This is a genomic window from Anatilimnocola floriformis (genome assembly GCF_024256385.1).
Taxonomy (GTDB): Bacteria; Planctomycetota; Planctomycetia; order Pirellulales; family Pirellulaceae; genus Anatilimnocola; species Anatilimnocola floriformis.
In genome coordinates this window covers 1-246 of the sequence record NZ_JAMLFW010000016.1, presented here as the reverse complement: position 1 = coordinate 246, position 246 = coordinate 1, and the positions used below count along the sequence as shown (strand labels likewise).

The window sequence follows — 246 nt, the reverse complement described above, 5'->3', positions numbered from 1 at the left end:
ATCGTTGCCCGTGTTGCCGATGAGAGTCACGCTCGGGTTGTTCGTCTGACCGCTGCCGAAGCTCGCGAGGTCAATCGTGTCGCTGTTGCCAAGTGCATCGATCGCGATCGAACCGAAGTTATTGCCGCTGAACGTGAGCGGCGTGTAGCCGGTGGCGCTCACGATCGTGTTCGCGCCGCTGCCGTTGATGCCGAACACATTCGCGGCCGAATCGCCGATGATCTGCAGCGCGCCGGGAGTCGCGCC

Annotated in this window: 1 protein-coding gene; it reads right to left on the bottom strand. The window is 63.0% G+C overall.

Annotation, left to right across the window (positions count from 1 at the left end):
• On the bottom strand, positions 1-246 hold a 246-nt coding region (locus tag M9Q49_RS35295), incomplete at both ends, for a hypothetical protein (RefSeq protein WP_254514064.1).